Below are 22649 nucleotides of genomic sequence, written 5' to 3' on the forward strand. Positions count from 1 at the left end.
ATGGTTTGTTATTAATCATTCCACTGACTTCGCAACTACCCCGTCTATGTCTGAACCATTTGTATAGGAATGAGGATATACATAACCCGATCCTGTATTAGGATTTGTAACTCCTGATGCCGAAGTCATTTTAATCAATTTAAATCCTGAAGTTTTAATTTGATTTAAGGCGGTATTATCGCATGAAGGATTTGTAATTAAGTCATCAATGTTAAAGCCGTCACCTCCACCTAATAAAAATCCATTGCCTGTGGATGTAAAAAGTTGTTCTAGCGACAAAAGATTGGAGCTCATATTGTAGAGAACCGGTCTAAGCCCACCAAATCCTGGCCAAGATGAAATTTTGTTACTATCTGCAGCAGTGGGATTAAATCCGCTGAGATCAAAACCACAGTAATTTGTTCCGTCATAGGAGACTTGCACAACCATTGGATCAAAGGCATAACGATCACTACTCTCAGTGACGCGGAATGGGTTTTCAAACACTATAAAATCGATTCCAGAAACATTTTTTACGGTTTTACCTCCCCAAGAAAGAATTAACGTTGCACCTGTCCCTGTTAGGTTAAGTGCATATACATCCAAAGAACCTGAAAGTTCTCCACCTCCACAAATTCCATTGATGGCTTTAGAAGAATCATTGAATCCACTCACAGTGGAACTGGCAGAAACAACCGTATTGGCTATGGGTATACTTTGAGGAAGAATTTTGGGAGGACAATTTGTTTTGCCGCTATTAGAAATTTCTCCGACGGCTAAGAGTGCCAATACTTCGTTTTGCTTATCATTTGTGTTTGGTGAACAAGAAATTAAGAAGTTAGCTATAAGCATAAATTTAAAAGTTATATATATATGGCGAAAGAATGTATACATTTGATTACTCCGTTTGACCCTAAAAAGATTTAGGGTCAAATTTGATACCCTTACCAGTTAGTTGGATTTAAAGAAACAAAGAGTGCTTTACTCCAACCGAATCCACCGCAACCCGTCCTTGTTGGATCAGCTGAACTATAATTAGATAGGTTTACGTTTTCTGCTTCTGTAAGTGTTGCAAAGTTTGGATAAACCGTACAGTAATAGAAACATTTACTTGCTGAATTTTCGCAGCCAGTAGTTGTAGGGGCAGTCCAAATTACTTTTGTATATTTACTCGGGCTATAAGTGTCATTAGGAAGATATTGGTAGATAAAAGTTCTACCAACTATATCAACAGAAATGATTCTTAAATAACTACTGCCAGAAGCCCATATTCCGAATCCAGATGGATCTTGAACGATGGAAACATTCGATGTGAAGCTGGAGCAAGTTCCAGCGCTACAAAATCCGCCTTTCCAATAACCTCTAATTTCAGCTAAAGAATCCATAACACTGGATTTACCTTGTTGTTGACCGATGACTAAGCCTGTCAGTAAGTTTGTATTGGCCTCCGATTTATCTACATGACCAGCTTCAGTGCAGGCAGTTATTACGGCGATCGACAAAATAGCGATCGTTAGTTGCAAGTTAAGTTTCATTTAGATTCTCCTAAATTTTTTTGAATTTAGGGGAACACGAATTGGAAATAGATTTAATGTCTTCATAACTTGAAGAGACTTAAAAACTAATAATAGAATTCTAAGTAAAAATTTTTCCATACGGGTGCCCCGAGTTTGCCTTCGGGGCCCCTTTATATTGTTTGTTGCGTTAAAACAATATAAGTGTGCAAAGTTCCCAATCCACGAGAAAACATTGCGGGGAAGATCTGGCTCATCACCTAACTTAATTTAAATTAGATGCATTACAGTTGCGGGTCAGCACAGGAATTTCACCTGTTTCCTCCCTGAAGGTAATGTCAGAGTTCCCACCTCGTTATTTTTTGTCAATGAGTTTAATTTATTTTAGTTTTGTCTGATAAAGATTTTAGAAAGGTTGTGATCAATTCAATTTCTTGATCGCTCATTTGGCGGATTAGATTGTATTGGTTCATTCTTCGAACCGCCTCTTTCAGAGTAGGTACACTGCCATCATGGAAATAAGGTGCTGTAAGTCCTACATTTCTTAAAGGAGGGACTTTGAAGAAAAAATTGTCTTCATTATTTCCTGTAAATTCAGCTCTTCCTAAATCATTTAAGTTATACGCATACGTTGTATCCAATTTTCCAAATTGTGATCCACCAAGCAAACTTTCACTGTGACAGTTCGTGCAGCCAACATCAAGAAATAATTTTAATCCATCTAATTCGGATTTACTTAACGATAGTGGACTCGATTCAAGAAAGCTATCAAATTTTGATTTCGATATAAGTGACCTCTCAAATGCTGCTAATGTTAGGCGAATTGAATGGATGCTGGGATTTGGTGACTCTGGAAATGCATTTGCGAAGAACGAGGTATAACTTGGATCATTTTCAATTCTTGTTAAGAGTTCTCCTTCAGATGGTAAAGACATTTCTAACGGATTTAAAAATGGATCGATTGCTTGGTTATATAAAGAATCTCTTCTCCCGTCCCAAAAAATAATAGATAAGAACCCAACGTTAAGAATGGTAGGGGTATTTCTTTTCCCCAGTTGTCCAAACGTTCCACGTGAAGTGGCTTGACGATCCATACCTGCTGCATTTCCATCTATCGGATGACAGGTGAGACAGGATTGAACATGATTGGAAGAAAGTTTGTTATCTCTAAATATTTTGTTTCCTAATGCTATTTTTGTCGCCGTGTCCTCCTCTGAACCGGGAGCTACATTGGGTAAGATTCCTATTTTTTCTCTGGCGATCTTTTGCAATTCGGAGGCATAAAAAAAATCTCCGAGGAAGATTGCAGCAAATGTTGGTATGATTGATTTATCATTTTTATTATCTAGTTGCCCGTATTGGCAGTTAACTATAATTAAGTGGCTTGATAAAAGAGTTAGTAAAAAAATATTACTTTTGTACAAATTGCATAAATAACTGCGTATCATAGAGACCAAACAGAGATTCGGCCATAAAATCATCAATGATTTTTTTTGTTGGAAATTACACTGAGCGTTATTCACCCAGTGTCTTTGCTCCTGATACTTTGATTGTCAGTATTTTTATTGAGTATGAAATGAATTGGTAATGATCGCAATGGTGCTTGCAATTTCTCCAATCTTTTGACTGACTTGGTTTAAATCCTCAGAATTATTCGCGAGTTGTTGTGCATTCCCCGAAAGTGTATTGATTGTGTTCACCATATCTTCTGATGCTTTTTTTTGTTCTCTGCTGGAAAATTCGATGGTTTCAGCCATCTCTTGTAGACCTTTTAGTTCCGTTGTTACGTTAAGTAAACTATTGGATTGCGTTGTCATCTCTTCCATTAAATGATTCACGCTAGTTTGCATTCGGTTGGATTGTTCTACGATTTCTCCAAGAGCATTTACCGTTTCATGAACATGATTTGCTCCTAGATTTACAACAGAGTTACTTTTATCGATGAGACGTTTGATGTTTTTTACGGATGATTGGGTTTTGTCTGCTAGTTTTGAAATTTCCTCTGCAACTACAGCAAACCCCATTCCTGCATCTCCTGCTCGTGCCGCTTCTATACTTGCATTTAACGCTAGTAAATTGGTTCTTTCTGAAATTTCCGTAATTAAATCGACAATACCAGTAATCTCTTGGGTTACAGATCGGATTTCAAGCATTGCATTATCTGTGTTTTTTACTGAAGTATTACCTAGATTTGCTAAATTTGTAGAGGTGATTGATTGGTTCGTTAATTGAATAAGTGCTTTTTCAATATTCGAAATTGATCCTTCGATCGTCTTCATCTCCTCTGTAATTTTATTAATGTTATTTGTTTCGTTTGTAATAAATTCGAACATAATTTCAAATGAAGTTGTTAATTCTTCTAGCGATGCGGCTGATTCTTCAGATACTGAAGCTAACGAAGAAGCGTTATCGGAAACAGAAATAGCATCTTTTTTTAGCTGATGGGATGACTTCTCTGCATTGCTTACTGAAATTTTTAACTGGTTCATAATTTGATTGAGATTTGATAAAAATAGATTAATCGATCCTGCAATTTCCCCTATTTCGTTTTTGCCAAAGTCAGGGATTTTTTTAGTTAAATCGGCTTCACCGCTAGAGAGTTCATTTACTTTGGAAAGGACTGTTATTAGAGGTTTGTTAATGCTTCGAAAAATGAATACAACAAAGATGCTAGACATAACCAAAGATCCCAATGCCAAAAGTATGTTTATGTTTCTTTGGAAGGACAATAGCTGAATTCGATCATCAACCAGTTTTTTTAATATTTCAATTGAACGGTCTTGGATTGATCCTATAATCAATGTTCCATTGTGAATTGAAGTGAATAATTTATTAGAAGATGATGGTTTATAAGTCGTTATAATAAAAGTTTCTTTTAATTCTTTGACGTAATTTTCACAAGATATATTTGCAAATTTCTTCGCTTCTATTAATTCTTTTTCATAAGGAGATATGTCTTCTATAGATTTCGTATATGATTTTTGTATTTCCGTACAATTGGTTTCTATAAAATTTATAGCGATCAATGCTTTTGTAAGGTTTATACTAGAGTATTGTTTGTTTTTATTGTTAACGATTGAATATTCATCACGAACAATTTCCTTCAAAGTTCCGATGTTTTTTAAAATTTCAGGCACTCGAAAAAAAATAATCTCCATTTGGTAATATGAGTTTACTTCGGGATCTAAAATTAAATTAGAAAAATCTCCGATCTTAAGTGCTAATTCTTGTGTATCATTAAGAAATTGAATGCTTGTAGATTGATCAAAAGATTTGATCGCTGTGTACCGTGCCCAGGCAGTCAGTAATTTGGGATCTTCTGCAAGTAAATTGGTCTCTTCGATCGTCTTTATTGCAGTTTCAATGAGGGGAACCAAACTATCAGTGTTTTCTTCGCCAATTTTTAATTGTTCTAAACCCTTTCTATAAGCTAAATAAATTGGCTTTAAAGCTTGTATACCTAGCTCTTCTTTTTCTGCAAATTGAATGGTCCCATTCAGTGAACGTACTAAAATAAGCAAAATGATGAATAGCGATGCAATGAGTGGCAAAGGTAAAAGTAATAATCTAACTTGAATGGAAAACTTTGAGAGAAATTTTGACATAAGACTTGGTATCTTCCTGTAATCGACGAAATAAAAACCTACATACTTTCTAACGTTATTTGATTTTCAATAAATCAATCATTTAATTTTATTGGGTAAGAACGGTATGTTTATGAGAAAATCCCTGATACTTGTATGTTTGTTAACCGGTATATCCTGTGCTCGTACGTTGGAAGTAAAAAACCAAGAGAGTCTTTTTGAAAATTGTATGAAAACATTTAAAGATGAAATTAAATGTCGGGAATTTATGTCGACCTCGGCAAAAGAGATCCAATCCGAAGAAGAACAACGTGAAGCAGCTTTGGCACAGTTAACAGTGGAGCAGTTAGCTGGAATGAAACTTCGAAAAGAGATTAAAGATACTTTGCCTGGGAAAAATGGAAATTTTGTTAGGGGATACATTGGAGATCCTGATGAGATTAAACGTGGCGGTGATCGTGAATATTGGATTTATAAACGTCCTATCAGTAAGTATGACAGCGAATCTCTTCCTGATAAAGAAATTACGGTAATCTTTCGACGTTCTTTCGTTGAGAAAGTTGATTACAAAAAACCTTAGCATTTGTTAGTTTTTTCTTTTGGGCATTTTGGTAATTTCCGAGATTTTACTGGGAAAATGATTAGGATTGAGGGAAAGAAAATTAGTCAGGAGATATTCTCTCCTGACCTTGAGTGTTTGCTAGTATACTAAGTAGTCTTTTAAGTCTACTGTTAATCCAGCAGCAGTAGTATAAGACTTGTTACAAGCGGAAAAAGCACCAGCAAGGGCTTGTTGCGCAAGGCCATAAGTGAATTGTGGTAAATTACATGGTTGAATAGGGTCATTTACTTTAGAAAGAACGCACTCTTTTAATGCTTTCAATTCGTCAGTTGTTCTTCCATCTAACTTTTTAGAGGAGCAACCTATGCCAGCATTAAAGTATTCTTTTCCACCTACACATGAGTTAGCTGCAGTATAAGCAGCAACACAATTTGCTGTAACCTCTGAGTCGACCACTGAGTTGTTTACTAAGTAAAGTAGAGCCGTTGGGTTATCTTCTTTTTTGGAACCAGAATCTGAGCAACTAACAAAGTTTGCTGTCATCAGGAGAGCCAAAGAGATTCCTACTAAACCAGATTTAAAGGATTTGTTGTTCATTTTCATCATATTCTCCTTAGAATTTAGCTACCATACCGACAATGATACCGTTTTGGTAAGAAGCCGGTCTTCCGGAAGTGTCTACGAATTGTTGACCAGGACCCCAATCTCTTCTTAAATCTACTTTCACTTGGAGGTTTTCCGTTAGGTCAAAAGTAGGTGTGAAGGTAAGAGTTTTGATTTGTCCGTAGTTACTAACGGCTCTTGTTCCAATGGAATCTTGGAATTTAAGGTCATATCTGTCTGCTGGTGTTACAGCAAATAGAGGAGGGTTAACTACGAGTGATCCACCATAACGTTTGTCATCAAGATACTCAAAACGGAAACCGAGTGCAAAGAAGTTCGTAAATTGATACTTAGCTTGCAATTGGTAAGTTTGGTAAATTCTCTTAATTTTGTTTTCACGACTTAGGTTTGTGTCTTTTGTTAAACCAGCAGCAACTAAACCAGGGTCTAAATCAGGAACAAGTCCTGGCATTGCTGTATCTAATTTTGTTTTTGTGACCCCACCTGCTTCGTATCCATACGCCGCTGTGTTGGTTTGACCACTTCTTTCACCATAAGTATAGTCAAAGATTGTTGTCAATTTATCAGTTGGTTTGAAGATCAAAATTAAGTTTTGGATCATCCAGTGGTCAGTGTGGAACGATGATTGTTTCGGAAAGGATGATCCTGTAGATTGTTCTAGGTAGTATAGAGCATTGTTTTGTCTGCCTTTGATGTTATCGTTAGCTTGCAATGTGTTCCATACAACTTGAAACTTATCAGGTACTACATCATACTTCACTTGAGTTCCAATCGCTCTTGTAGGGTTTGGACCGTCAGCATAAGCATGTTGTGAAGTGTTAGTTAAACTAGATCCACCCGCAGCATCACCGTAAGGTGATAATCCGTTGTAACCAAATTGTTGGCCGTTTCCTGTGTAGCCAGTTCCTTGGGCACTATTGTAGAGATAAAGACCAGTGGATAGTCTATCGTTGATTTGGAGGTTTGCTCTCGCACCTGTATGGATAAATGGGATTGTGTTAAAGAACACATAACCAATCGTGTAAGCGATGTTATCCTTTGAGTCAAGTAGTTCTAAACCAATATGTGTTGCCATTTTACCTACGTCAACTGTCAACCCTTTGAATACAGGGAAGTATGCTGAAACATAAGCTTGTTGTAACAACTGCATGTTATGAAGAGAGTTCGTTGTTTGGTACGGACGTTCTTGATACATGTTGTTTTGTCCGTTTTGCAAATCAATTCGGAATCCCCAAGGACTTTCCTTTTCAGCTAACTTTTCCATAGCGAGTTTTACTGCGTTCACAGCAAACTGCTTGTTGTAAGTGTGGAAAGTTCCCGCTGTATCTTGGGTAGCCCCTTGCCGGTTATTTGTAGTATAGTTATAATATACGTCCACATATCCGGAAAAATTTACCAACTCATACCAAGACTTATCCTTTTCCTTTTTATCCTGAGCAAAAAGGGAAGCCTGGGAAAATAAGGTAGCAACGATCGTCGCCAACAGAGTGTATTTATTTCTCATTTGCCATTTCTCCTATGTGAACTTGTTGTGCAAGTTGTGTACCAGGTTGGCGAGGTTGTCCTGAGTCTAAGAAAGAAAAAAAGAGAAACAGAGTATTTGAATGGGATATCAGCGAAAAAAAATAAGTTTTTGATTAATTAAAGAACAAAATGATCTTCAAAATTTTTATAATTTTAAAATTATTTTATCAGGTTGCTTATAAAATGAGCAGAGTGTTGCAAAAGTCTTGAATATTCATTTTCTTTAGGCGAGCGTAGGACAAGTTCTAGGAGTTGGTTTAAAAGGATACCGTACTTGGTTTTTGCCAGTTCTGGGTAGCTTTCTGCTAAATGGTTGCCATTCAATTTCATATCTGTAAGGAGAAGAGGAGGTTTCTCTTCCCAAATTCTTAATATTTGTAATGTGGTTTTGCCAAAAATTGGTTCTAGTTTTAGAATCAATTCTTTGTCGATAGGAAGACGTGTTTGGAAATGTCGTTTAACGGGCGCAAGGTATTCTTTTTTTAAAATAAACTCGTTTTCTTTTGCCTCACTTTCCATTTTTTCCCACTTGGTTAAGAAATCGAAAAAAAGTAAGCAGTCTTTTATATTTTGACCAGAAAATTTTAAAGTCCGAAGGATTGATTCTACCTCCTTTATGGAGATATCATCCAAGATGGCAAAAAAAGCCAATGCCAACTGTAAACCGATTAGATCTTTTGAAGTTTTATCTAATCTTTCCAAAACATGATTTTTTATCGAAAGTAACTTTGGTAAGTTAGGTAGAAAAATTTGAAAGATATTTTCCTCGACTAATAATTGAATCATACGAGATGGATAAGGACCTAAAAAAGATTTGAGTACTTCATCCTGAAACCGCTCTAATGAAATTTTTTTTGTGATTTGTTTTGTTTCGTGAATTGCTTTTTTTGTTTCTGGTTCGATCACAAAATCTAAAGTACTCGCAAACCTTAAGGCTCGAATGGGACGCAAACCATCTTCCGAAAAACGTTGGATCGGATTTCCAATGGTACGAATTGTCCTTTCTTGGATATCTTTTTGTCCAAAATGTTCATCTACTAGAAGACCTGTCGATATATCAAATGCCAAAGCATTCATTGTAAAATCTCTACGCTTTAGATCTTCAGACAATGTTGTACCAAATTCTACATGATCAGGCCGCCTACCGTCAGTATAATCTTTGTCAATTCGATATGTTGTGATTTCGTAATTGATCCTATCCAAAACAACTGTTACAGTACCATGCTCTATTCCAGTGTCTATAACTGTTCTAAATAAACGTTTGACCTGTTTAGGTTCGGCGTTAGTGGTTAAATCATATTCTTTCGGGGTTTTGCCCATGACGAGATCGCGAACGGAACCTCCGACAAGGTAACATTCGAACCCTTCTCCTTTCAGAGCAGAATCAATTTGTTCTAGGTGATTTAAATATTTAGTAGGAATCAGTGAACGTAAATCTATTGGCAATTTCGACATTTGCCTCTGAACACAATTTCGACAGATTCTGTGGAAAAACCTTTCAAGTGTTTGGCGGATGGAATTCCATTCCAAGGATCATCAATACATTCAATTTTGCCACAAACGTTGCAAATTAAATGTCCATGTGCTGCTGAGACTACATGATTCCCATCGGACTTTAACTCAAAGTAGGTGACTCTATCTGTTGAATGTAAAGAATTCAGAAGGTTTTTTTCTTCCAAATCAGATAGGGCTCTGTAGATGGTAACTCGATCCCAAGATTCTTCTTTGGGAAGTTTTTCCATGATTTCCTGGTGGTTGAGGGGTCTAGGAGATCCTTGAAGAATGGACAAAACTTGTTCACGATTTTTCGTAACTTTCAGTCCGATTTTTTTAAGTATTTGTGAAGGATCTCCTGCCATGATTTGTTTATCCTGTGATGGGGGAAGATTGTCTATTCTAAAATCACGTTTGCTTTCCAGATTTCCCAATACCGAATTCCCATTCGAGTATGCGTTTGTAAGAATTCCTCAATTTCCTTCCCCTTTGTTTTTTCTACAATGACAGGGGCTATTCCCAAATCCAGTTTACGATTGAGAATGATATCTATTTCTTCTTTGGCGGCTCTAGTGACTCGATCACAATCGTCATTACGATCTACCAGTTGGGTTTTGTTTTTTTCGCAGAAAGTCGCAGCTAAGAAAGGAGACCGTGATTCCAATAATTCATCTAATTGGCGAGTGGCGGATTTTTTACACTGAGTTAAAGATATCGCAACCGAAAGGATTAAAACAACCTTCATCCAAATTCGAAAAATCAAATTTTAGCATCCTGTGCCAAGTTGGCTAATTGGTCAGCTCTTGTATTTTGTTCGCGTGGGATGTATTGAATTTCAAAATTTTGAAATGATGTTTTTAAGGAATCGCATTTATTTTTAAAAACAAGTAGATCTTTGTTTTTTACTTTATATTCACCTTTCATTTGTTTAACGACAAGTTCCGAATCTAACCGGAATCTAATCTTTTGTAAGTTCTGTTTGATCGCCTCTTCCATACCCCGATACAGAGCCTGCCATTCTGCCACATTGTTTGTAGCATTTCCAATTTTTTCAGATAGGAAAAAAAATTCGACTCCATCATTGTCTTGAAACGAAACTCCGATGGCAGCAGGGCCTGGATTTCCGCGGGAACTACCGTCGCAGTAAATGAAGGTTGTATCTTTTGTCGACATGCCAACAGTCTTTTTGCGAACTCAATCTTCACCAATCAAAAACCTGAACTGATCATAAAAAAAACTTTTGGATTTTGATTTATGAAGGACTTTTTTCCGGCTCGGTGGTAAACGGAGCTTATTGGGTGGCGGGTGGATAACCCCACCCAGTCCAGATAGGGCGGGGACATCTACCTTAAAATCCCAACCTTCCCTAAAAAAGGAATTGTATGACCGAACGGGGATTGGGTGCCCTCACCATGTTTGAAAACCGCCTTCGCAAATTAAAGAAGGAGCGCGAAAAGTGGGCAAAAAGAGAATCAATTACGTGTTACCGTGTTTATTCGGAAGACATTCCCCAAGTTTCTTGTATATTAGATCGGTATCCGAATGGGTTTGTGTTATACGATAAAAGCTCTGTCCGCTTTCAACTAGAAGAAGGTCATGATGAACGTTTTGATCGTATTGCATCTATTGTCAGAGAAGTTTTTCAGATTTCCGAAGAACAATTATTTCTGAAGCGACGTAAAAAACAAAAAGGGTCAGACCAATACGATAAACTTTCGATCGAAGGAAACTTCGAATGGGTAAAGGAATCTAATTTAGAATTTCGTATTAATTTATCTGATTACTTGGATACAGGACTTTTCTTGGACCACCGCATCACTAGAGATTGGTTAAGAAAAGCCTCAAAAGATAAATCAGTATTGAATTTATTTTCTTATACAGGTGCATTTTCCGTTTATGCAGCGTCAGGTGGTGCTAAAAAAACAAAAAGTGTGGATTTATCCAAAACTTATTGCGAATGGGCTTTTAAAAATCTCGAACACAATGGTTTTAAGTCAACAAATCATCAAATAGTCAATGCTGATATTTTGCAATGGATCGAAGAAGAAACCAAAAATCCAAATAGAGAGCGTTATGATTTAATTTTCTTAGATCCTCCAACCTTTTCCAATAGTAAAAAAATGCGAGAAGAATGGGATGTGCAAACAAAACATAGAAATCTTCTTCTTTTACTTTTGACAAAATTTCTTACTGACAATGGAGAGATTTGGTTTTCTACCAATTTTAGAAAATTCAAAATGGAAGTTGCGGACGAGGAGTGGGGCGAACGAGGTTACCTTTGTGTCAATCGTTCTAAAGAATCGATTCCAGCAGACTTTCGTGATGAAAAAATCCATCAGCTATTCTGCATCAAACCTGAATCAGTTATTAATAATTAATATTTCACGAAGGGATCTATTCGTTCTGCGAGGATCCTACGATTTTCACCAGATTGTAAAGATAGAATTCCTCTCATAATTGCCTGTCTTTCGTTGCTCTCTCGTTTGGCGACAACTTTGAGTTGGTTTGAAATAGGGAGTAAGATTAAGTTTGCAAACGAGATCCCATAAAAAGTGGCAATAAAGGCTGTCGCAATTCCTTGGCCCAGAACTTTTGTTCCACCGTCTAAATTTTCAAGAACAGTGACAAGCCCGAGAACTGTTCCAATGATTCCCACAGTAGGTGAAAAACCTGCTGCCGTTTCAAAAACTTTTGCAGATTTTAGATCGTTCTTTTCTTCTTCTTCGTGTGCTTCCCATAAAATTTCCTCGATAGTCCTCGGATCTGATCCATCCACAATCAATTGTATTCCTTTTTGTAAAAACGGGTTATCTAGCTTTTTGGCTTCATCTTCTAAAGATAATAGTCCATCTTTTCTAGCTTTTTCCCAAAAACGAAAAAATACAAGTTTGAGATCTCTTTCTTTTTTTCGTGTAAGTGCGAATCTTGTGTCTCTAACTGCTTTCGTTACTTGGGAAATGGAATAAGATGCAAAGGTGGCACCTAACGTTCCACCTACGATCAAGAGCATTGCAGGGAGGTGGAAAAAAGATCTTAAAGATGCGCCTTCAATTAAAATTGCGACAAATACTGATAATACAGCCGCGAGGATTCCGAGTAGTGTTGAATGGATCATTGAATTCTTGCCTCTCTCACATCAGGTCGAACGCTCAACCTACGAAGTGAATCTTTTTTTTCTATAACTTCGTTCTTTAGTCTTTCCCAAATCACCGAATCTGGATTTTCTCTTATCCTTGCTGCAATGAGTGGTTCTACTTCTTTCCAGTTCTCTTGGTTGATGAATAGTCTAACGCGAGCTAACTCTAGTTCATTTGCTTGTTCGATTCGGTTTCGGGATCTATAAAATTTTTCCAATGCGCTCATGGTTGTGAGAGCACGGTTCCAATCTCTCAAAGATTCAAACATTGGTATCAGTGAGTTCCATGCAAATTCTTGAAATTCTGGATCAGAACTTAAGTCTTCCAGGATGGGAATGTATTCTGCCTCAGGGGTAGTGAATTTTAAACTATTAAAAGCAATACGCAATAAATCAGGTTTGGGAGGTTCAAACTTTCTTGCCATCGTGATTGCATCTAACGCAAGTTTGTTTTGTTTGATGTTATGATAGAACCTTGCGTATTCAGCGAAGGATTCGTAATAAAGATGTTTGATTTCAATCGCGTCTTTACGTAAATCACCGGAAGAATATTTTAAAACTGAATCTAAAGCGATGACAACTTCTGGCGTTGAAGAATTGTCTAGTTTTTCATTAAAATATTTGAGTTTCCAGTCTGATGGAATGGTGGATGCGAATTCAATTTTTGATTCCATGTAACTTGGGTAATAAATATCGAAATTCCAATAGGACTTTCTGTTTAAAAGAGAAAGTGCATTGATATGGTGAAACTGATTGGATTTATTGCGCGTTGTCAGAATCATAAATGGATGTTGTTCTTGGCTCAATCTTTCAATATAGGAAATGATTTGCGATTGATTAGAGCTTAATCCTAAGACAACTGTTTTGCCTTTGATTTCAGAACGTTTCGGTAGAAAGGGGTTTGATTTAAAAGGTAAAACTGATTTATAAAAAATAAAATCCACTTCGTTAAACGCAATGTTGGTGATTGCAAACGGAATAGGGTCAAAGATCTCTTTTTTCGAAAATGGAGAATTTGTCCTTATAGTTGGTGGGGAAAAGAAAATTAAAACAATGAGAGTTGCGATCGCAAACATCAATAATCTTGGTGTTCGAATGATGTGTTTTTGCATCAAGTAAGGATACATCAAAACAGGAACAAATAACAAAGTTAAAATGGTTCGAATCCCAGTTGGTAAATTCCAAAAGTATAACAAAAAGGAAAGGCCTAGGTAGATGCTTGTTTCCAATCCAATGTAAAGATATTCTTTGTATGCTGTTTTGTTTGGTTTAAAAAAACCAACAATGGAACCAGTAATGATACAGAGAGCGATAAAAAAGGAGCTCCAATATGTCTGGTAGATAAAAAAGAAAAAAGCAAAAAGAAGAGCAACTCTTCCTATTAAGAACACCGCTTTTGTCTCTTTTTTTAAACCACCAAGTAAAGACAATACTCTACCGAAGATCACAGAAAAAGATATGGAAAGAATCAGAGGAATTTTGGGGCCAGGTTGAAAATAAATATGTAAAATACAATAAGAGATAAGTAAAGAAAGTGCTGATCTATAAAAAGGTGCAAATAACGGGTGTTTTCCGATCTTGGAACGTATTTTGTAGAACTTACTGGAATATGGATTCCGTTGGACAAAACTGCTAATGAAATATAAAGATAAAAAAATGTAAAGAACACCTAATAAAACTTTCATCGAATAGTTTTGGTTAGGTTCGAACAAAGAATAAAAAGTAAATGCAGTCACCCCGAGTGCAAAACTTAAAAAACGGAAATCTCGTAAGGAACCACCGTAAATGCCGACAGCGAATGCAGATAAAATTCCACTAAGTAAAACGAATTCGAAAGAAAAAATGTAATCGATAAGAAACTCTGGAGAATTTGCTTTTAAAAACCAGAAAATTTGAATGATAGCAGCAACTAACAGGGTGATGGCGATACTGGCAGGTAACGCCTGCTTGTATTTCCTGTAAATAAAACCTGCAGAAAATGAAATAACAAGTAAGATTTGTAATACGGGATAGGCGGTATCCGTGCGATCGATGAGGGCAAGTTCAGATCCGGCTACATAAAAAAACAGAGAGAGTACATAGCCAATCGATAGGCTAAGACTAAACTCCAATGAGGGGAGGAGGCCGGTTTCCCAGAAACGTTTCCATTGAGAATCCATAGAATTTGCTACCAAAGATGTTTCATAGCCTACATTCGCAAACTAAAGAAAATCTTATTTTATTTGGCGGTGCACAAAATGTTTGACCAAATGAGCCCTTGTGCCGATTTTGACTATAACTATGCTCACGTTTTTATCTATATCCTTTTTGGTTCTATATGGCTTTGACATTTTGGTTTTGTTCTACTTCGGGTTGCACACCTACCTCATGGTTTTTTTGTATAGTAGATACAAACAAAACTGTGCGGAAGACGAAACGAAGGTTCTATCCATAAAGGACAAAAACTTACCAACAGTAACCGTTCAACTTCCAATTTTCAACGAGTTTTACGTTGTGGATCGTTTGATTGAATCTGCATGTAATTTAGAATATCCTGCCAAAAAACTCCAAATCCAGGTCCTTGACGATTCCACTGACGAAACCATCGAAAAGGTGGCAACTCTTGTGGCTCAATACAAGAAAAAAGGAATTTGGATCGAACATGTTCACAGAACCAACCGTAAAGGCCATAAGGCCGGTGCATTGGATGAAGGAATGGCAAAAGCAAAGGGAGATTATATTGCTATTTTTGATGCGGACTTCACTCCCGATTCTGATTTCCTCCTTCGCACAATGGGATACTTTGAAGATGAGTCGATTGGAATGGTCCAAACTCGCTGGGGTCATATCAACGAAACCTACAATATCTTAACCAAAGCACAAAGTTTCGGAATCGATGGTCACTTTATGATCGAACAAGTCGCAAGAAACGGTGCCAGCCTTTGGATGAACTTCAATGGAACCGCCGGGATTTGGAGACGGTCTTGTATTGAAGATGCGGGTGGATGGGAACATGATACTCTTACGGAGGACTTTGATTTGTCCTACCGCGCTGAACTAAAAGGTTGGAAATTCCGTTACATTAAAGATGTAGTTTGCAAGGCAGAGATACCTGCCACCATGAACGCCTACAAAGCGCAACAATTTCGCTGGTGTAAGGGTTCCATCCAAACGGCGGTCAAACTCATTCCTCGCATTTGGAAATCCAAAGAATCTTGGAAAATCAAAGGCGAGGCAATCACTCACTTAATCAATTATTCTGTTCACCCACTCATGATCATCAATATCCTTCTCACCGCCCCACTGCTCCTAATGGAATACTGGGCTGGGTTTAAGATGGACGACCTCCCTATGGAAATTCTTTTTGGATCGGCGGCGGTCCTATCCGTTGGTTCAATGGGTCCTGTGATTTTTTACGCATATTCCCAAAGAGAGATCCATAAAAACTGGAAATCCAAATTGGTTTACCTCCCAATCCTTGTGATGATTGGAACAGGAATTGCTGTAATGAATACTTATGCTTGGGTAGAAGCAGTGTTTGGCATTCAATCAGGATTCAAACGAACTCCGAAACTCCGAATTGAAAAAGAAGGGGATAGCTTACAGGATAAAATTAAATATGTCGTTCCTGTGGATTACCGCGCCTTTCTCGAGTTTTTTATGGGTGTTTATTGCGTATTTTGCATCTACCTTTCCTTCATGGTTGGAAAACCATATATGATTGGATTTATGGTTCTCTATTCCATCGGATTTTTCTATGTCTCTTACCTTTCTGTGGCAGAGTCGTTCTGGAAATTCAAACCAGCGACCAAAGCAGAAAAGGAACTTCGTGCCATCGCTTAGGAAGAGCGATGGTACTTACTTGACGAAACCTTTCCTTCCAAAAAGCTGTAAATTCAACCTAGGTTCAGGGGTCATCCATGAGTGAAAAAGTCTACTGCGCGAACTGTTTGCATTGTGTTGTCGTTCGCCAATACGAGTCGGAGCAAGATAAATACATCCTTCGAGTCAAGTGTAACAAGAAGAAATGGTCAAAACGTTCCGGTGAAGAAAAACTTTATAAATACTTCACGGTAGCTCGTCGTATGCAAACCAACTGCGAGTATTATGAAGAAATGGGAGAGATTCTGCCTTATATCAAGAACTTGAAAAAAGAACTCCCAATCAAAGACGAAATCTACATGGTGAAAGCCGTCTAAATCAATATCGGCGTGTTGTTCCCCAGGTTACCTCGCGCCTTCGCTCGCAAACTTCACAAAACTGAAAATAAAAAAGAACGGACGATTCAGGGTCAATTCCTGATCCCCGTTCCTGCGGGCAGCGTTCTCTCTGATTCCTATCCCACTCGTGTGATTCATGGTCAAGTTATGCTTGCGCATAACGGTAAGAAGGTGCTTGCGCCAGTGAATGGAGTGGCAAGTCTTACGGCTGATCAAAAATATTTTCAAATTAAACAAGATGGTTCTTGGTCCACTACTTCTCCTTATCATTTTAGGTCATTTGATTTTCCTAATTTATTAGAGTCTTTCGACGAAGGTGCGTTATATTCTCTTGATTTGATGGAAATTCCTTTAAAGGATTACTTCCAAAAATTCAAAAAAGATTCTACTTTCAAAATTGTTTTATCACCATTTTGCAGATACCAACATTTAAACTTTGAAGAGATGATCCTTCGTGATATGAAGGATGCATACCAAGCATTTCTTGAACTTTTACAAACAATTTTTCCAAAAGCAGAGATATCCAATTTTTTTAAATCTCCTTCTTTAGATTATGAACATCCAGATGGAATTCCTGAGTATTTTTTACACAAACAATTGCGCGAGCCGTTGCATCAAACTAGAAAATCTTTGTTAAATCATGAAGTTCTGTTTTTAGGTGGAGAAACATTATTTCATATCTTACGGAAGTTGTATTATAATGAACCTTTTACAAAGAGGCATTTAGCGGTTTTTTTGGTAGATAGAAAAGGTAGAATGGATGTGGAACCCAGGCAGTTCTTTTTGACGAATGGACAGTCTTTATCTTTTATACCTGCAAACTTAGACAAACGATACAAAATTGCTTCTTTTGAAACTGTGTTTGAAGAAGTAAAACCAATGGATGTTGCTTCTTTAGGTTATTTCAATATATACGAACATTACTCTATTACACTTTATGAAAAACTTCCAGCATCCAGAAAAGAATTCAGTTGTATTGATTGTTTGGAGTGTAATAATTATTGCCCAACTCATGCAAACCCGGTCCAACTCATCAAAGGTAAAAACGAAGAGTTTGAAAAGGACCATTGTATATCATGTGGGATTTGCACAGTATATTGTCCTTCTGGAATTGATATTCGGAAAAGAATTGAAGGAGTTATGATTTAATAATCATTAAATTATGTTAAAGAACCTTTATATTCTTTCTGAAAATAGTTGGGGGGTTAAATCATCTGAGATCTTTGCAGATTTCTTTTATTTTCTTACCTTGATAGGATTTCTTGGTTATGCACTTGCTCATGTTTTACCAATTCCCATTTTACCGATCGCCATTGGATCTCTGATTACGCTTTTGTATTTAGGATTTTGTATTCGTGCGAACCAGTCCCCGTATTGGCTTGGCTTACTTTCTCAATTGTTAATTGTTTTTTTGATTTTGCCTGTGAACTGGTTACATCCTGTGTTGTTACCTGTCGCATTACTTTTTGCTTTGGTGGTTCATTATCTCCTAAACCAGCAGTATTCCTTAAGGGTACCGATTTTTAGTCTGGTTCTTCTTTTTGTTTTGATCTGGGATAGTGTCTTTTCCTTACTTGGTTATTCTTTTCGAACCCCTGTTGAACTAGTTTCTTGGACGGGGATTCCGTTTGAGTCTTCACTGCTTCCCTTGACATTACCTTGGTTTTCAGTTCATCCATTTAATAACCTTACTTTTTTATCATTCTTTGATACTTTGGGAATTTATGTTTTGGTTGGAATTTCCTGGGTGTCCTTTAGAAGAACCGTTTTACTTGGCTTTTTCTTGGGCTGGATTTTATTGTTTTCCCTTTGGGGGATAGGCTCAGGCCAACTAGGCTTTAATTGGATTCTCTCGTTTGCCTCACTTGCTTTCTTTTTGCATTTGAGCCCGGGGCGGAATTTTTACGGATCCTATTATGTTTCCTTACTTAGTTTTGTCATTTTACTTCCAATCGCGTTTTTTTTAGGTAAAATGGGGTTAAGTGCTGTTTTGGTATTGGTTGTTTTTTTTCTGTTAGAAGGCCTCTTTGTCAGGGTTTTTCTTGGAAAATAAGTCGATCTTGAAAAGGTGGGAGTAAGTTAACCGTATGAATCAACTTCTGGAGATTCTGGACCCTAAAAATATTATTTTCGATTTCAAAGCTTCTACAAAAGAAGATGCGATTCGAAAGATGATTTCTCATATGGTCGCCACACAATCGTTAGATCCTGCGAATGAAGAGGAAACAGTTTCTTCTTTAATGAACAGAGAAAAGTCTATGTCAACTGGTATTGGTAGCGGAGTAGCCATTCCGCATTGTTCTGTTCATTATGTGAATGAGTTGAAATGTGCTATGGCTATTGCTCCGCAAGGAATTGACTTTGATGCACTGGATCATGGTTTAGTTCAAATTTTTATTATGCTCATCGTTCCTAAAAATAAATTTCAAGATCATATTAAAACATTGGCTCTGATTGCGAAAACTCTCAATATTCCAGAAGAACGAGAAAAACTCATCAAAGCCAAAAATTTCGAAGAAATCCAAAAGGCATTCCTTTCGAAAAGTTAATCCAGTGAAGTCGGAAGTTTTCCGTTTTCTTTATTTTTTGTTACTGTTATCCTGTATCAGTAGTTTTGTATCAGAGTTTCACACAAAAGATAAATCATATTTGTATGCAGACTCTGGCATGACAGTCACTTCAACGCAAGAAAAGGATTTTATATTTTCCTATTTTCAGTTTTGGGAATCCTTAATTTTTGAATCAGGCGGAAAAACAGAAAACGGGGAAACTGTATACTCGCACATCGCAAATCGTTTTTTTTCTACTTTTCATTTGGCCATCTTTAGTCTTCTATTTGGCTCGATTTTGGCTTTCTTACTTTCTCTTGCTGCCACATATTATCGTTCCGGTGTATTCTACGATATTGTTTCTTTTAGCTCCAATCTCATTTTATCAACTCCTATATTCATAGTCGCCATCCTATTATTAATTGTATTTTTTTATCGATTAGAGATTTTCCCTCCTGGTGGGTATGAACCAGGTAACACGTATTATGTTGTATTGCCGGGAATAGCATTGGGTTCACGAATCTATGCAAGGATGTCCTTGTATTTATTGCCTGAAATTCGTAAGGAGGCAGAATCAAAATACGTTCAGTTGTTGCAGACACGTTCTTATCCTTGGAGCCATATCGTCGGTAAGGAAATTTTTTTAAAAGTCCTACCTGTTGCACTCATTCTTCTTGTCCTAGATTTTGGATCATTATTGTCGGGAGCAATGGTAGTAGAAGAAATTTTCTTTTTTCCTGGGATTGGAAAAACTTTATACTATTCGATTAAATCTATGGATACTAAGTTATTGGCAACGTTACTAATGTATTCAGGGATTTTATTTTATGTTTTGAATCGAATTGGTTTTTATCTGCAGAGATTTTTTTCCGGTGGGATTTGAAGATGACAATTCATTCCTTTGTGAGATTTTCCTTTTTTAGTTTGGTTCTTATTGGTGTGTTTGTTTTGTCGGCACCGACAAATGTAGATTTGAACAATAATAATTTACCTATGCTCTCCTCTGGATATTTAGCCGGTACTGATCGTTTGGGTCGTGATAATTTAGCTCTGTTTTGTTATGGATCTTTATCCACCATTATTCTTGTGGTGCCAGCCCGAATTTTGACTATTGCTGTTTCTTTCGTTTTATCTGCATTTTCACTGTATTTTCCTAAAAGATCGGAATGGATTCTATCTGGTGTTGTTTCTGTATCTCTTGCGATACCTTCTCTTTTGTCGGCTTTGGTTGTGATCAGTTTGTTGCCAGACAACCCTTTTGCAATTTTTATTGCTATTTTGGTTTCTGATTGGGCATTGTCATATGAAACGCTTACAGCAAAGATTCGCGAAATAAAACAAAGTTCGTATCTATCGGCATCCCTTTGTATGGGTGCTAAACCATACCATCTTATCTTGTTGCATTACCTTCCTGCCTTACGAGACATGTTTGGATTTTTGTTTTTTTCAGGATTACCTGGGGTAGTGATGACAACCGCATTGTTTTCCTATTTAGGAATCCAAACATCAATAGGCGAAACTGGTCCCGGACTTGGCGAACAGATCTCTTTTTCGAAAGATTATTTTGATAAGTCACCCGTTTCCGTTTTGCTTCCGATAGTCGCCATTTTAACTTTGGTGTATTCTTTGGGATCTAACCAGAAAAAGAATGAAACATAAAATTTCGGCACTACTCATCATCCTCGGACTATTATGCAACGTTCTGCCGTTGTATTCGATTGATGATTATTATAATTTCCCAAAACAAAGTTATAAAGGAAGCGTTACTTATGAATCCTCCAGGAATCTATGTTTATTTTCTTTCGCTTCCTCAAGTTCAGATCCCACCAAAGAATACCTTATCAAGGGAATCCCTTCTGTGTTACTTTCTGAACTTCGCAGTTTGGAATATACCTATGTAGAATATCCAAAACCAAATGTAATTTATCATTCGTTTGGTGAGGCACCAACTTCGACTCTGCAAGAAAGGATAGATGCAGAATCTCCTAATCTGAAAAGAAAAAAAAAGGAGATTAACGATGAGAAAGATCTACAAGATTTGCGGTCCGGTAAAAAACAACTGGCACCTGAAAAAGATCCGCGTTATGTAAAGGTTACGATTAAGCAGCTTTTGGACAGAAAACCTCCTAAACCTGATGAAGCTTTTGGTCTGGCCACAAAATTAAATTGTGATTATATGATTACTGGTTCTTTTGAAGTTAAAGATACTGAGCTTTTTACTAAGGTTTTTTTATATGATGACTTTGAAGGAAAAACAATTCCATTTGAACAAAAAACTTCCTTAACTCGTGCATACCAAGAGATGGGCCCGCTAGGCGAATCGATTCGAGAAAAACTACAAGGGAAGGATACAACGACTGTCGAAGTCTCTGCTGCAGGCGAAGAAGGGGCCCTCGTTTATTTGGATGGAATTTATTTGGGAAAAACTCCGTTAGTTGGAAAAAAATTTCCCATTGGGAAAAGATCCTTATTTGTATTTAAAGAAGGATTTCATCCTTACAAACAAGATGTTCAATTGGAGAAAGGTAAATCTTTTCAAGTCGATGTAAAACTTTCTTTAAAATTAAATAATTCTTTTATAACGGTTACATCCAATGTGGAATCTGATGTTTATTTAGGAATACAATATCTAGGAAAAACTCCTTTAAATCGAATTCCCATCCCAGCAGGCATGAATCGATTGCGGCTCTCTAAGGAAGGTTATATTGATAGCTTTCGAGCCGTCGACGCCGCTGACAATGGCGAGGTAAACGTTGATGTTGAGATGAGAGAGGGGATTACTGAAGTTTATTATAAAAATAAACAGAATGTTTTTTTAGATCATACTTATAAAGACTTTGCCACCTATTCTTTGTATGGTTCCCTTTTGTTTTATGCAAGTTATGTATATTTAAATTACGCATCGAGGCAGGCATATTCCGCCGCTAGATCCCAGGTGACACTTGTAAATGCGAGTGCTATTTCTTCTTTTTATGGAAATAATCCAAATGAGTTTTTCTTTTGGTATGGAGTTCAGAATTCTATCATTGATGATGCTGAATCAAAAGGAAGAAACTTAAAACGAATAGCAGGAACTCTACCTATGGAGAATCGAAAAGATCGTCAATTGGTGGCAGGCCCTATGGTGATTATGATGGGGCTAATGCTCGTATCGGCAGCTACTTTTTATATCCTTGGTCTAGATGAAGAAACTGTAGAATTTGGTTATTTACCTTTGAACCCGTCTGCTGTAAGTTACGGGCAGAATGCGCGTGAAGGTTATGGTTATATGCAATTTAATTTGCGGTACTGATTTAAAAACTGATTTAATTTTTTAGTTTGCTTAAGCTTTCCTTTTTTTTTAAGTTATGTTTGGCGATGATTCCGTCTTTTATTACCAAACAAATTGGAAGTATTTCTATTGATTGTTAGTTGGTATTTTGGAGAAGGATCCTCGGTTAAATCAATATAATCATTGGTTTACACGATAACAGAATTTTGGCAT

At 37.0% G+C, this 22649-nt stretch carries 22 protein-coding genes and 1 riboswitch; of the genes, 10 read left to right on the forward strand and 12 right to left on the reverse strand.

All coding sequences use genetic code 11. The features are described 5' to 3' along the window. Nucleotides 1-15: 15 nt before the first annotated feature. From ND811_RS18130 to ND811_RS18145, 4 genes are all read right to left on the reverse strand, one after another. A complete protein-coding gene (locus ND811_RS18130; RefSeq protein ID WP_265377437.1) occupies nt 16-831 on the reverse strand; it encodes an LIC_13355 family lipoprotein in 816 nt (271 codons plus the stop codon). Nucleotides 832-923: 92 nt separating this feature from the next. Further along, a complete protein-coding gene (locus ND811_RS18135) occupies nt 924-1514 on the reverse strand; it encodes a hypothetical protein (protein WP_265353362.1) in 591 nt (196 codons plus the stop codon). Nucleotides 1515-1716: 202 nt separating this feature from the next. Next, nucleotides 1717-1859: riboswitch (cobalamin riboswitch) on the reverse strand. A gap of 8 nt (nt 1860-1867) precedes the next feature. After that, nucleotides 1868-3016, reverse strand: coding sequence for a cytochrome-c peroxidase (locus ND811_RS18140; protein WP_265365544.1), 1149 nt, complete (start codon nt 3014-3016; stop codon nt 1868-1870). A gap of 39 nt (nt 3017-3055) precedes the next feature. Beyond that, on the reverse strand, nt 3056-5098 hold the full coding sequence (locus ND811_RS18145; protein WP_265353360.1) for a methyl-accepting chemotaxis protein: 2043 nt from the start codon (nt 5096-5098) through the stop codon (nt 3056-3058). 208 nt (nt 5099-5306) lie between these two features. On the opposite strand from ND811_RS18145, the gene ND811_RS18150 reads away from it, so the two are divergent. Continuing rightward, nucleotides 5307-5657, forward strand: a complete 351-nt coding sequence (locus ND811_RS18150; protein WP_265353359.1) for a hypothetical protein — start codon at nt 5307-5309, stop codon at nt 5655-5657. Between the two features lie 120 nt (nt 5658-5777). Here the strand turns inward: ND811_RS18150 and ND811_RS18155 are convergent, their stop codons facing one another. The 6 genes from ND811_RS18155 to ND811_RS18180 all read right to left on the reverse strand — a co-directional run bounded on the left by ND811_RS18155 (nt 5778) and on the right by ND811_RS18180 (nt 10454). Then, a complete protein-coding gene (locus tag ND811_RS18155) occupies nt 5778-6242 on the reverse strand; it encodes a hypothetical protein (protein WP_265368977.1) in 465 nt (154 codons plus the stop codon). A 10-nt stretch (nt 6243-6252) separates the two neighbouring features. Continuing rightward, nucleotides 6253-7767 (reverse strand): outer membrane beta-barrel protein, encoded by a 1515-nt coding sequence (locus ND811_RS18160; protein ID WP_265353357.1) that lies wholly within the window; start codon nt 7765-7767, stop codon nt 6253-6255. 179 nt (nt 7768-7946) lie between these two features. Then, on the reverse strand, nt 7947-9242 hold the full coding sequence (locus tag ND811_RS18165; RefSeq protein ID WP_407658924.1) for a CCA tRNA nucleotidyltransferase: 1296 nt from the start codon (nt 9240-9242) through the stop codon (nt 7947-7949). After that, complete coding sequence (locus tag ND811_RS18170; RefSeq protein ID WP_002986407.1) at nt 9224-9646, reverse strand: Fur family transcriptional regulator; 423 nt, start codon at nt 9644-9646, stop codon at nt 9224-9226. The genes ND811_RS18165 and ND811_RS18170 overlap by 19 nt, the downstream gene beginning before the upstream one ends. A 32-nt stretch (nt 9647-9678) precedes the next feature. Continuing rightward, nucleotides 9679-10044 (reverse strand): hypothetical protein, encoded by a 366-nt coding sequence (locus ND811_RS18175; RefSeq protein ID WP_265365546.1) that lies wholly within the window; start codon nt 10042-10044, stop codon nt 9679-9681. After that, a complete protein-coding gene (locus ND811_RS18180; protein WP_265353355.1) occupies nt 10041-10454 on the reverse strand; it encodes a ribonuclease HI family protein in 414 nt (137 codons plus the stop codon). Before ND811_RS18180 ends, ND811_RS18175 begins: the two co-directional genes overlap by 4 nt. Before the next feature lie 209 nt (nt 10455-10663). Here ND811_RS18180 and ND811_RS18185 point away from each other — a divergent pair, with 209 nt between their 5' ends. Continuing rightward, on the forward strand, nt 10664-11659 hold the full coding sequence (locus ND811_RS18185; RefSeq protein ID WP_265353354.1) for a class I SAM-dependent methyltransferase: 996 nt from the start codon (nt 10664-10666) through the stop codon (nt 11657-11659). On the opposite strand, the gene ND811_RS18190 is transcribed toward ND811_RS18185, so the two are convergent. Further along, nucleotides 11656-12396, reverse strand: coding sequence for a motility protein A (locus tag ND811_RS18190; RefSeq protein ID WP_265353353.1), 741 nt, complete (start codon nt 12394-12396; stop codon nt 11656-11658). The genes ND811_RS18185 and ND811_RS18190 overlap by 4 nt on opposite strands. Beyond that, nucleotides 12393-14576: a hypothetical protein gene (locus ND811_RS18195; RefSeq protein WP_265353352.1), complete on the reverse strand. Its 2184-nt coding sequence runs from the start codon at nt 14574-14576 to the stop codon at nt 12393-12395. Before ND811_RS18195 ends, ND811_RS18190 begins: the two co-directional genes overlap by 4 nt. A gap of 121 nt (nt 14577-14697) precedes the next feature. Between ND811_RS18195 and ND811_RS18200 the strand changes: the two genes are divergently transcribed. The 8 genes from ND811_RS18200 to ND811_RS18235 all read left to right on the forward strand — a co-directional run bounded on the left by ND811_RS18200 (nt 14698) and on the right by ND811_RS18235 (nt 22457). Then, complete coding sequence (locus ND811_RS18200) at nt 14698-16239, forward strand: cellulose synthase family protein (protein ID WP_265353351.1); 1542 nt, start codon at nt 14698-14700, stop codon at nt 16237-16239. Between the two features lie 77 nt (nt 16240-16316). Beyond that, the gene (locus ND811_RS18205) at nt 16317-16595 is read left to right on the forward strand and encodes a hypothetical protein (RefSeq protein ID WP_002973362.1); all 279 of its coding nucleotides are present in this window, start codon (nt 16317-16319) and stop codon (nt 16593-16595) included. Nucleotides 16596-16763: 168 nt separating this feature from the next. Continuing rightward, nucleotides 16764-17765 (forward strand): ATP-binding protein, encoded by a 1002-nt coding sequence (locus ND811_RS18210; protein ID WP_265353407.1) that lies wholly within the window; start codon nt 16764-16766, stop codon nt 17763-17765. A gap of 13 nt (nt 17766-17778) precedes the next feature. Continuing rightward, entirely contained in the window at nt 17779-18669 is an 891-nt protein-coding gene (locus tag ND811_RS18215) for a hypothetical protein (protein WP_265353350.1), read from the forward strand. A 34-nt stretch (nt 18670-18703) separates the two neighbouring features. Continuing rightward, nucleotides 18704-19165, forward strand: a complete 462-nt coding sequence (locus tag ND811_RS18220; protein ID WP_265353349.1) for a PTS sugar transporter subunit IIA — start codon at nt 18704-18706, stop codon at nt 19163-19165. 4 nt (nt 19166-19169) lie between these two features. Further along, nucleotides 19170-20048: an ABC transporter permease subunit gene (locus tag ND811_RS18225; protein ID WP_265353348.1), complete on the forward strand. Its 879-nt coding sequence runs from the start codon at nt 19170-19172 to the stop codon at nt 20046-20048. A 2-nt stretch (nt 20049-20050) separates the two neighbouring features. Next, the gene (locus ND811_RS18230) at nt 20051-20824 is read left to right on the forward strand and encodes an ABC transporter permease (protein ID WP_265353347.1); all 774 of its coding nucleotides are present in this window, start codon (nt 20051-20053) and stop codon (nt 20822-20824) included. After that, on the forward strand, nt 20814-22457 hold the full coding sequence (locus ND811_RS18235; RefSeq protein WP_265353346.1) for a PEGA domain-containing protein: 1644 nt from the start codon (nt 20814-20816) through the stop codon (nt 22455-22457). The genes ND811_RS18230 and ND811_RS18235 overlap by 11 nt, the downstream gene beginning before the upstream one ends. The last annotated feature ends 192 nt before the right edge of the window (nt 22458-22649 follow it).

Origin of the sequence: Leptospira soteropolitanensis, assembly GCF_026151655.1 — a bacterium.
Classification (GTDB): Bacteria; Spirochaetota; Leptospiria; order Leptospirales; family Leptospiraceae; genus Leptospira_A; species Leptospira_A soteropolitanensis.

Coding starts and splice junctions, on each gene's coding strand:
- ND811_RS18145 (WP_265353360.1), bottom strand. CDS start 5,098: ATGTCAAAATTTCTCTCAAAGTTTTCCATTCAAGTTAGATTATTACTT.
- ND811_RS18160 (WP_265353357.1), bottom strand. CDS start 7,767: ATGAGAAATAAATACACTCTGTTGGCGACGATCGTTGCTACCTTATTT.
- ND811_RS18235 (WP_265353346.1), top strand. CDS start 20,814: ATGAAACATAAAATTTCGGCACTACTCATCATCCTCGGACTATTATGC.
- ND811_RS18130 (WP_265377437.1), bottom strand. CDS start 831: ATGCTTATAGCTAACTTCTTAATTTCTTGTTCACCAAACACAAATGAT.
- ND811_RS18210 (WP_265353407.1), top strand. CDS start 16,764: ATGCTTGCGCATAACGGTAAGAAGGTGCTTGCGCCAGTGAATGGAGTG.
- ND811_RS18220 (WP_265353349.1), top strand. CDS start 18,704: ATGAATCAACTTCTGGAGATTCTGGACCCTAAAAATATTATTTTCGAT.
- ND811_RS18230 (WP_265353347.1), top strand. CDS start 20,051: ATGACAATTCATTCCTTTGTGAGATTTTCCTTTTTTAGTTTGGTTCTT.
- ND811_RS18155 (WP_265368977.1), bottom strand. CDS start 6,242: ATGAAAATGAACAACAAATCCTTTAAATCTGGTTTAGTAGGAATCTCT.
- ND811_RS18150 (WP_265353359.1), top strand. CDS start 5,307: ATGAAAACATTTAAAGATGAAATTAAATGTCGGGAATTTATGTCGACC.
- ND811_RS18200 (WP_265353351.1), top strand. CDS start 14,698: ATGCTCACGTTTTTATCTATATCCTTTTTGGTTCTATATGGCTTTGAC.
- ND811_RS18195 (WP_265353352.1), bottom strand. CDS start 14,576: ATGGATTCTCAATGGAAACGTTTCTGGGAAACCGGCCTCCTCCCCTCA.
- ND811_RS18215 (WP_265353350.1), top strand. CDS start 17,779: ATGTTAAAGAACCTTTATATTCTTTCTGAAAATAGTTGGGGGGTTAAA.
- ND811_RS18165 (WP_407658924.1), bottom strand. CDS start 9,242: ATGTCGAAATTGCCAATAGATTTACGTTCACTGATTCCTACTAAATAT.
- ND811_RS18135 (WP_265353362.1), bottom strand. CDS start 1,514: ATGAAACTTAACTTGCAACTAACGATCGCTATTTTGTCGATCGCCGTA.
- ND811_RS18205 (WP_002973362.1), top strand. CDS start 16,317: ATGAGTGAAAAAGTCTACTGCGCGAACTGTTTGCATTGTGTTGTCGTT.
- ND811_RS18190 (WP_265353353.1), bottom strand. CDS start 12,396: ATGATCCATTCAACACTACTCGGAATCCTCGCGGCTGTATTATCAGTA.
- ND811_RS18185 (WP_265353354.1), top strand. CDS start 10,664: ATGACCGAACGGGGATTGGGTGCCCTCACCATGTTTGAAAACCGCCTT.
- ND811_RS18170 (WP_002986407.1), bottom strand. CDS start 9,646: ATGGCAGGAGATCCTTCACAAATACTTAAAAAAATCGGACTGAAAGTT.
- ND811_RS18180 (WP_265353355.1), bottom strand. CDS start 10,454: ATGTCGACAAAAGATACAACCTTCATTTACTGCGACGGTAGTTCCCGC.